Origin of the sequence: Mycobacterium sp. (assembly GCF_052144515.1) — a bacterium.
Lineage (GTDB): Bacteria > Actinomycetota > Actinomycetes > Mycobacteriales > Mycobacteriaceae > Mycobacterium.
Map to the genome: position 1 here is coordinate 1 of NZ_JBKQQD010000394.1, position 8,584 is coordinate 8,584.

General features: G+C 57.6%; 7 protein-coding genes and 1 pseudogene. 6 read left to right on the forward strand and 2 right to left on the reverse strand.

Annotation, left to right across the window (positions count from 1 at the left end):
• Positions 1 to 1,293 (reverse strand): polyketide synthase (locus ACLP9N_RS26165; RefSeq protein ID WP_442410114.1); only part of this gene is annotated, 1,293 nt, incomplete at its 3' end.
• Between the two features lie 730 nt (positions 1,294 to 2,023).
• Between ACLP9N_RS26165 and ACLP9N_RS26170 the strand changes: the two genes are divergently transcribed.
• The 4 genes from ACLP9N_RS26170 to ACLP9N_RS26185 are packed head-to-tail and all read left to right on the forward strand — an operon-like array spanning position 2,024 to position 5,342.
• Positions 2,024 to 2,857: a 3-hydroxyacyl-CoA dehydrogenase family protein gene (locus ACLP9N_RS26170; RefSeq protein WP_442410115.1), complete on the forward strand. Its 834-nt coding sequence runs from the start codon at positions 2,024 to 2,026 to the stop codon at positions 2,855 to 2,857.
• Entirely contained in the window at positions 2,854 to 3,126 is a 273-nt protein-coding gene (locus ACLP9N_RS26175; protein ID WP_442410109.1) for an acyl carrier protein, read from the forward strand. The genes ACLP9N_RS26170 and ACLP9N_RS26175 overlap by 4 nt, the downstream gene beginning before the upstream one ends.
• A complete protein-coding gene (locus ACLP9N_RS26180; protein ID WP_442410110.1) occupies positions 3,123 to 4,235 on the forward strand; it encodes an acyl-CoA dehydrogenase family protein in 1,113 nt (370 codons plus the stop codon). The genes ACLP9N_RS26175 and ACLP9N_RS26180 overlap by 4 nt, the downstream gene beginning before the upstream one ends.
• A 9-nt stretch (positions 4,236 to 4,244) precedes the next feature.
• Positions 4,245 to 5,342, forward strand: coding sequence for an HAD-IIIC family phosphatase (locus ACLP9N_RS26185; RefSeq protein ID WP_442410111.1), 1,098 nt, complete (start codon positions 4,245 to 4,247; stop codon positions 5,340 to 5,342).
• On the opposite strand, the gene ACLP9N_RS26190 is transcribed toward ACLP9N_RS26185, so the two are convergent.
• Entirely contained in the window at positions 5,320 to 5,982 is a 663-nt protein-coding gene (locus tag ACLP9N_RS26190) for an O-methyltransferase (RefSeq protein ID WP_442410112.1), read from the reverse strand. The two genes, ACLP9N_RS26185 and ACLP9N_RS26190, sit on opposite strands and share 23 nt — an antisense overlap.
• A gap of 253 nt (positions 5,983 to 6,235) precedes the next feature.
• Here ACLP9N_RS26190 and ACLP9N_RS26195 point away from each other — a divergent pair.
• Both ACLP9N_RS26195 and ACLP9N_RS26200 read left to right on the forward strand, forming a co-directional pair.
• A pseudogene (locus tag ACLP9N_RS26195) lies at positions 6,236 to 6,483 on the forward strand (IS1380 family transposase); the annotation flags it as partial.
• Positions 6,484 to 7,044: 561 nt separating this feature from the next.
• Positions 7,045 to 8,584: type I polyketide synthase (locus ACLP9N_RS26200; protein ID WP_442410113.1), on the forward strand; the 1,540-nt coding region annotated here is incomplete at its 3' end.

Genomic DNA, 8,584 nt, shown 5'->3' on the forward strand with positions numbered 1-8,584 from the left:
GGTAACCTCGGTCAGCGGTGGAGCCTGCTCGAGAATCACATGAGCATTGGTGCCGCCCATCCCGAACGACGACACCCCCGCCCGCCGCGGCCGGCCCTCCTCAACCGGCCAGGGTGTAAGCGCCCGATTGACTCTTAGCCCCAACTTCTCAAGATCAACTTTAGGATTACCGTGGGAGTAATTGAGGCTCGCTGGAATTTCGCCATTTTCCATTGCCAGGACCGTCTTGAGCAGCCCGGCAATGCCTGCGGCGGCGCCCAGGTGGCCGATATTCGACTTCACAGAACCCACGTGCAGTGGGCGGGTACCGCGCCCCGCGAACAGCTGGCCGAGCGCCGTCGCCTCGATTGGGTCACCCAAGTTGGTGCCCGCACCATGCAACTCCACGTAATCCACATGCGTACTATCGAGGCTTGCGCGAGAGTATGCCCGCCGCAGAACGTCAGCTTGTCCCGCAACAGAAGGCGCGGTCAATCCAGCCGCATTCCTGCCGGCATTACCCACGACGCTTCCACGAATCACGGCACGGATCCGATCTCCATCAGCGATCGCCGCATCGAGCGGCTTCAACAGAACCAGGCCGCCTCCCTCACCCCGCACGTACCCGTCGGCGCGTTCATCGAATGCATACGTGTGTCCCGAAGCCGACAGGGCACCGAACTTCGCCTCGAGAAGCGCGGTTTCGGCGGCGAAGTTGAGATGGATCCCTCCTGCGACTGCCAGCGATGACTCGCCACTCCGAAGGCTCTCGCACGCAAGATGCACCGCTACTAGAGAGGAAGATTGACCGCAATCGACGGTGAAACTGGGGCCATGCATCCCGAATGTGAATGAAATTCGGTTGGCGATTAATCCTCGGTTGAGGCCCGCAAAGGAGTGATGATCAAGATCGGCTCCGCGGTTGCGGAGCGTGAGGAACGCATAGTCATCGTTCATCGCTCCGATATAAACGGCAGCATTATCTCCATGCATTCTGTCAGGTGTTATCAGGGAAGCCTCGAGTAATTCCCAAGTCAGCTCAAGAGCGAACCGCTGCCGCGGATCCATCGAGCGAGCTTCACGCGGCGATATGTCGAAGAAATGCGCATCGAAATCAGATACATTGTTGACATATCCCTCTCGCTGCTGATCTAGGCTTGTGGTGCCACCGAGCGGATCCAGCTGGGACCTATCAGCGGGCGGCGGGCTGGTAACTTCTTCGCCACCTCGGAGAATTCTCCAAAATTCGTCCGGGTTTGACACACCTGGAAATCGGCAAGCCATCCCAATCACGGCAATCCCTACCGATTGCAAGCCGTTCCCCATGGACTGACCGCCTCCCAACGAGGGATGCACATAACCTCTCGTAGGTACCTATTTGCAGTCGTCGCTACTGTCCGGTCGCGACGGGCCTCTGCTAAGAACCTTGACGCTCAAAGCCTATACGGCCTCCGGTCCCCAGAGTCGCACCGCCGACGGGTGCTCTCGAAAGCAGTAGCACCAGGCGGCGCGCGCCGATAGCGGGCCCGGCCCAAGAACGCGTCGACCTCGGTCTCGACCGCAGTCTGGATGATCAACCGGACACCCAGGCGCGCGACGCCCTCGATGCCCTCCCAGAGCTCCCGCGAGCTGTGTACACGGCGTCGATCTCACTACCATCGAGTCGGTGCGCGAGACTCGTTTTGACACGGGCGTAGTTCTCCCGTGGTTGAGTTGGTAGCTGGGGAACCTACGTGCATCGTCGTTTGCTAGCATCGTCGACACTGGGGCGACCGACCTTTACCTGCGGGTCAGACGAGTAGTCTCGACACAAGTAAGGAATTCCAACCAGCTGTTTCCACAGGGGCGGGAGAGCTGTGCCCCTCTCCACTAGGGCTTGGGCAGATTTGAGGATCAACACAACGACCGGCAGGTTCGACCGCCGGCCATGGGCTGTGGATCAACTGCTCTGTCCTAGCATCACTCAAGAAGAAATACCGAAACTGTGCAAACGTCACCGATATACGAAATAACGAAGCAGCGATCCGACCAGGACTATCTGGTTGTGGTTGGCGCAGGAGTAATGGGCACAAGCATTGCCACGATGGCACTCGGGCATGGCGTTTCCGTTATCCTGATTGATACAGACGCGAATCAGCTCGACCGAGCAAGCCGCCAGATTGCCACGCAACTTCGACACGGCCGCCTATTATCGAAATTGCCGTTCGACCAGCCGGTGGGGCAGCTTGCCATCGACACGAAATTCGACCTAGCTGGTGGCATCATTGCCGTGATCGAGGCGATTACCGAGAACCGCGATCTAAAATGCGAAGTTCTTCGGCAGGCCGAGACGCATGTCGATCCAACGACGCCACTCATTTCTAATACATCAGGAATTCCTATCGATGAGCTCGCCAATATTCTGGCACGCCCCGAGAGCCTTGTAGGCGCTCATTTCATGAATCCCGCCTACCTGATTAAGATGGTCGAAGTAGTACGCGGGCCACGCACGGCTCCAATCACCATCAACGCGGTCGATACCTTGCTAAAGAGACTCGCACGACAAATGATCGTCGTGAATGATAGTCCCGGATTTGTTACAAGCCGCCTACTGCACCCGATGCTTAATGACGCAGCGCGCATAGTGGAGGAGGGCGTGGCCACAGTCGAATCGATCGATTCGTTAATCGTGGAATGCCTCGGTCATTCGGTTGGTCCCCTTCGCACTGCAGACCTGATCGGAATCGACAACCTGATCGACTCGTTGGATTCTCTATACGAACGGACCGGGCACGAGCGTTACCGACCATGCAGTCTGCTTGTTGATAAGGTGAGAAAAGGTCATTTAGGTCGTAAGACTGGTTGTGGGTTCTACGAATACGGCGAGGGTGTGGAGTGAACTCTGAGAACTATCTTCAAGCTGATTCATCGGAAGACCGCGCTACAAGTGAGCTACTCGCAATGCTTAGCAAGCGATTGAAGACCACTGTGCGACCTGAACAGGATTTGTTTGCTGAGGGCATGATCAATTCTATGTTTGCTTTGGAATTAGTCGTGCAGATAGAAAACACATTTAATGTTGCCGTCGAAGGCCGCGATTTGGACATGGCGAACTTCCGATCTGTAAACGCAATGGCCAACCTCGTTCGGCGGCTCGCAGAAAAATGACAATCTCAAAAGAACTAGCCGATCAGTGTAGTTTCGTCGACTTTCTTATAGGAGACCAAGCCTCGGAATGGGACGCGCAGGCCAGGATCCCAAACGATATCCTCCGACACCTCGGCGCACATGGATTACTGTGCCCCCAGGTTCCTGCGTCCGTCGGGGGACCCGGTTTCAATAGCTTACATGCCGGCAAGTTTACCGCACACCTGGGCAGCCGCTGCAGCTCCATTCGTAGTGTGATGACTTCACACGGAATGGCGGCCTGGTCCATTCAAAAGCTCGCCAATCACGACCAACGCGAGCTTTACCTACCCGAGTTAACCAGCGGCAAATTGGCAGCAGTCGGTTTCACAGAGCCAGGTGCAGGCAGCGACCTCTCAGAAATGACTACCCGTATAAGTCGCCACGGGAACAGCGCTGTGGTAGACGGGCACAAGATTTGGGTTACTGGTGCGAGCTATGCGGATTTTGTGGTTGTGTTCGGGCGTTTTGAGAATGGTGCTGCTGCGGTAGTAGTGCCCCTATCTTCGCCCGGTGTTCGGGTAGAGGCTATCACCGATGCACTTGGTTGCCGCGCAGCCGGGCACGCGAACATCTATTTCGATAATGTTCAGTTGCCAGAAGACAACATCTTAGGGTATGAAGCTCAATCTCTGCCGCTGATAATAACGACCGCGCTGTCATACGGACGGATATCTGTTGCTTGGGGTTGTGTCGGGATATTGCGAGCCTGCCTTGCCCAAGCTACGTCACATGCACGAACTCGCCGACAATTCGGGAAACCGCTGGAACAACACCAGCTGATTAAGCGCTATCTCGCGGAGCTGTTCGTACTTGAGCAATCCGCGGCGCAGCTATGCGAACATGCCAGTCGGTCATGGGATGCAGGAACGCCCGATACGGCGATAAAGGCTGTACTTGCTAAGCTGGTGAGTGCCCGAAACGCTGCTCAGGGCTCTGCGATGGCGGTGCAGGTACTCGCGTCGGCAGGAGCGCGAGGCAGTGATCTAGTAGCTCGCGCCTATCGCGATTCGAAACTCATGGAAATCATCGAGGGCAGCACGGAAATATGCCAACTGCTCTTGGCAGATCACGCAATGTCGTTGTATTAGATGGATCGAGTGGAGCTGCGCATGGCTCAACAAGGTAGTGCTGTTAAGTGTCTCGTCTGGGACCTCGATGACACCCTGTGGAACGGCACCCTTCTGGAAGGCGACCGCGTTTTCATCGATGACGAAGTTCGACATACGGTCGAGGTCCTTGACTCGCGCGGCATACTGCAGTCGATTGCGAGTAAAAATGACCACGATTTGGCCTGGTCATGTCTTTCCGAGCTTGGAGTTGCTGAATATTTCATTCTACCGCAAATTAACTGGAGTCCAAAGTCAGATTCTATCTCATATATTGCAGCACAGCTCAACTTTTCACAAGACAGAATTGCTTTTGTAGACGACCAACCAGCAGAACGTGCAGAGGTCGCTTTTCATTTGCCCGAGGTTCGTTGTTACTCCCAAAGTCAGATTGTAGCCTTGCATGAACTCCCTGAATTCAATCCGAAGATTGTGACAATCGACGCTGGCCGGCGAAGGCATATGTACCAAGCTGCTGCGCGACGGGATGAATACCGTAATGGCTTCCAAGGGTCAGATCATGCGTTTTTACGTTCGCTCGATCTTAGGCTGCGTATCGAGCGAGCAGCGGTGGAAGATCTTCCGCGTGCGGAGGAGCTGACACTTCGCACCAGTCAGATGAATGCAACGGCGATTCATTACTCCGAGGCGATGTTGCGAGAATTATGTGCCGATCCTGACCACGAGGTAATGCTAGCAAGTCTGGATGATCGCTTTGGTTCCCACGGCGTAGTTGGTCTTGTTCTGGTGGAGAAGCATGGGGCTTATTGGCACCTTAAACTGCTCGCGACTTCCTGCCGCGTCGTTAGTTTTGGCGTGGGCGCTACAGTATTGACCTGGTTGATCAGCCATGCCTCGGATGCAGGTGTGCATTTGGTCGCCGATTTTCGTGCGACCGAACGCAATAGGATAATGGAGATAACTTACCGGTTTCTCGGTTTCAACGATTCCGGTTGCCCTTGTCATAATTTGTTGTCCCAACGCGACGGCATCGAGCGCATGCACCTAGTGCCGGAGCCCCGAGAGGCGCCGACTACTATGCAACTGCTTGCCCCAGACCTCAAATCTACCTCTTCAGCGCGAGAGTAATTCCGTCTGCCATTGGTAATATGGACAAGTCGATTCGGCTATCGTGGAGCAATAACGAGTTGAGTTCTCTAATCTCAACTACCTCGGGGCTGTTATCTTCATCGTCGGTCACTCTACCAAATAGTAGCGTGTTGTCGATAATGATTAATCCGCCTGGGCGGATCAACAGAAGCGCTTTCTCGTAGTACGTTCGATAATTCACTTTATCAGCGTCAATAAAGGCGAGATCAAAAACCCCTGAGCCTTTCTCGATTAAGAGACTTGCGAGCGTTTCAGCTGCATCACCAATTTTTACCTCGATTCGGCTGGCAACGGAAGCTCGCAGCCAATATTGCATCCCGATTTTCGGCCACCGATTGGTAATATCGCACGTGATGAGCTGGCCATTGGATGGCAGAGCCCTCGCCATGCAGAGCGTGCTATAACCCGTAAAAGTGCCGACTTCCAATACAGTCCGGGCATTTGTCATATTCACTAAAAGCGCGAGAAGCTGGCCCTCTTCAGCCATGACTTGCATTACTCGCCCCATAGGATAAGTGGCGGTCTCTTCACGAAGTTCTCGGAGGAGCTCGTCTTCGCGCAATGACTCGGCGCGAAGGTATGCCAATAATTTTGGTGATAAGGGAGTCTGCTCTGCCATCTGTCTCCGAACATTTTCGTTTGCTGCTCTGATCTGGGCAATTGAACGATCGTTTGAACCGCTCAGTTGTCAGGTTCGGCGGAACTAACTCGGTTCAGCGGCCGTGAGAGCACATTCCAACATGACGACCCCTAGCCTCGATTTTTCGTGAAACTCTGCATTACACGGTGTTGAGTTAGCGAAAGTGCCTGTCCTGCAAGGGATAATGAGACTTTTCTAGGGTCCATCATTCCGAAGCCGAGGCACTTTGTAGGTGAAGAGTAGCGCAGTGGTTTGCCGGGTGAAAGTGTCAGCGGACGGCCCCGGGTGCGCACGCCTGGGGTCGGCATGTTGCGTAAGACGGCGGATCTGACGGGGCTGTCGGCGTGGATCCAGCCGCCTGGCGATGTGTTCGCCGATCTGGCTGCTGCGGTGGCCGACGGCGCGGACTGTGTGGACGGGGGCGCCCAGTTGTGGACCAATCGCGAGGAGGTGTGTTCGCGCAGGGCGGCGTTGATCACCGCGCCGTTCGGAAGTCTCCGGAAAAAGTCCTGCCGACAGCGGGCATATGAGCAGCGGGCCTCGGCAAACCGGGCCGAGGCGATGGCCTTGCCCGCCGCCGCGATTGTGCTGTCGGCCGACGATGCGGCCGACCTATCGGATCGCGCTTTCCACCCGTCCCTCTACTTGTTGTGACACGTGCCTGACCACCGCCAATGGCTAGCCGAGTACAGTCACGCCATGGATAGTGCGCCAGGTGTGGGACGGAAACAGAGTGCACCGAGCGTAGCGTCACCTCCCCTCGGATGGGTAGAAGGTCCTCTTCTAAAGGTGTTCCGCTTTCAGCCGGTGTTCTGCTTCCAGAAGGTATTCCGATTTTAGAAGACAGGAGTAGCGGACGTTTTGAAATCCCCCCGGAGTTAGCCATACTCACCGGTAACATTCTTGGGTAGGGCAGCAGCACGACGCTGGTCGAAAAAATGGCGTCGTCATTTCGTGCAGCAACTTCCGTGACTTGGCGGGGGCCGCATCCCGGCGGTGGTAGGCGGCCAAATGTTAGGTGAAGGTTAGGCGAGGTTAGTGATGGTTGATCAACTCCAGCATGCGACCGAAGCGCTGCGGAAAGCGCTGGCCCAGGTTGAACGCCTGAAACGCACCAATCGTGCGTTGCTGGAGCGGTCGAGTGAGCCAATCGCGATCGTCGGTATGTCCTGCCGCTTCCCGGGCGGGGTCGATAGCCCGGAAAGCCTGTGGCAGATGGTGGCCGACGGCCGGGACGTGATATCGGAGTTTCCGACCGATCGCGGATGGGATCTGGCGGGGTTATTCGACCCCGATCCCGACGTGCGCCACAAGTCGTACGCGCGCACCGGGGGCTTCGTGGATGGTGTCGCGGACTTCGATCCCGCGTTCTTTGGTGTAGGGACGAGTGAGGCGCTGGCGATGGATCCCCAGCATCGGATGTTGCTGGAGCTGTCGTGGGAGGCGTTGGAGCGGGCCGGGATTGATCCCAGCGGGTTGCGTGGTAGCGCCACCGGGGTGTTCGCCGGAGTCGTCGTCCAGGGCTATGGCATGTTGGCCGAGGAGACCGAGGGCTACCGTCTGACCGGCACGACGTCAAGCGTGGCGTCGGGGCGGGTGTCGTATGTGCTCGGGCTGGAGGGCCCGGCGGTGTCGGTGGATACCGCGTGTTCGTCGTCGTTGGTGGCGTTGCATATGGCGGTGCAGTCGTTGCGTTCGGGTGAGTCCGACCTGGCGCTGGCCGGCGGGGCGACCGTCTTCGCCACGCCGACGGTCTTCGTGGAGTTCAGCCGGCACCGTGGGCTCGCGCCGGATGGCCGGTGCAAGGCCTACGCCGGCGCGGCCGACGGGGTCGGCTGGTCCGAGGGCGGGGGCATCCTGGTGGTGGAGCGGTTGTCGGATGCGCGGCGGTTGGGTCATCCGGTGTTGGCGGTGGTGCGGGGTTCGGCGGTTAATCAGGATGGGGCGTCGAATGGATTGACCGCGCCGAATGGCCCCTCGCAGCAGCGGGTAGTGCGTGCGGCGTTGGCTAACGCGGGGTTGAGCGCGGCTGAGGTGGATGCGGTCGAGGGGCATGGGACTGGGACCACGTTGGGTGATCCGATTGAGGCTCAGGCGTTGTTGGCGACGTATGGGCAGGACCGCGGTTCGGGTGAGCCGCTGTGGTTGGGGTCGATCAAGTCGAATATGGGTCACACGCAGGCCGCCGCGGGGGTGGCGGGTGTCATCAAGATGGTGTTGGCGCTGCGTCATGAGGTGTTGCCGGCGACGTTGCATGTGGATGCGCCGAGCCCGCATGTGGATTGGTCGGTGGGGTCGGTGTCGTTGTTGACGCAGCCGCGGGCGTGGCCGGCGGCGGGTGGGGTGCAGGGTCGGGTTAGAAGGGCTGGGGTGTCGTCGTTTGGGGTTAGTGGCACTAATGCGCATGTGATTGTGGAGGCGGCCGCGCCCGAGTCGGAACCAGTCGAGGTCGGGCCCAGGGTGCCGGTGGTGCCGTGGGTGGTTTCGGCGAAGTCGGCGAGCGCGTTGGCGGCTCAGGCTGCTCGGTTGGCTGAGCATGTGGGCGCGCATCCAGAGCTTGATATTGCTGATGTGGGGTGGT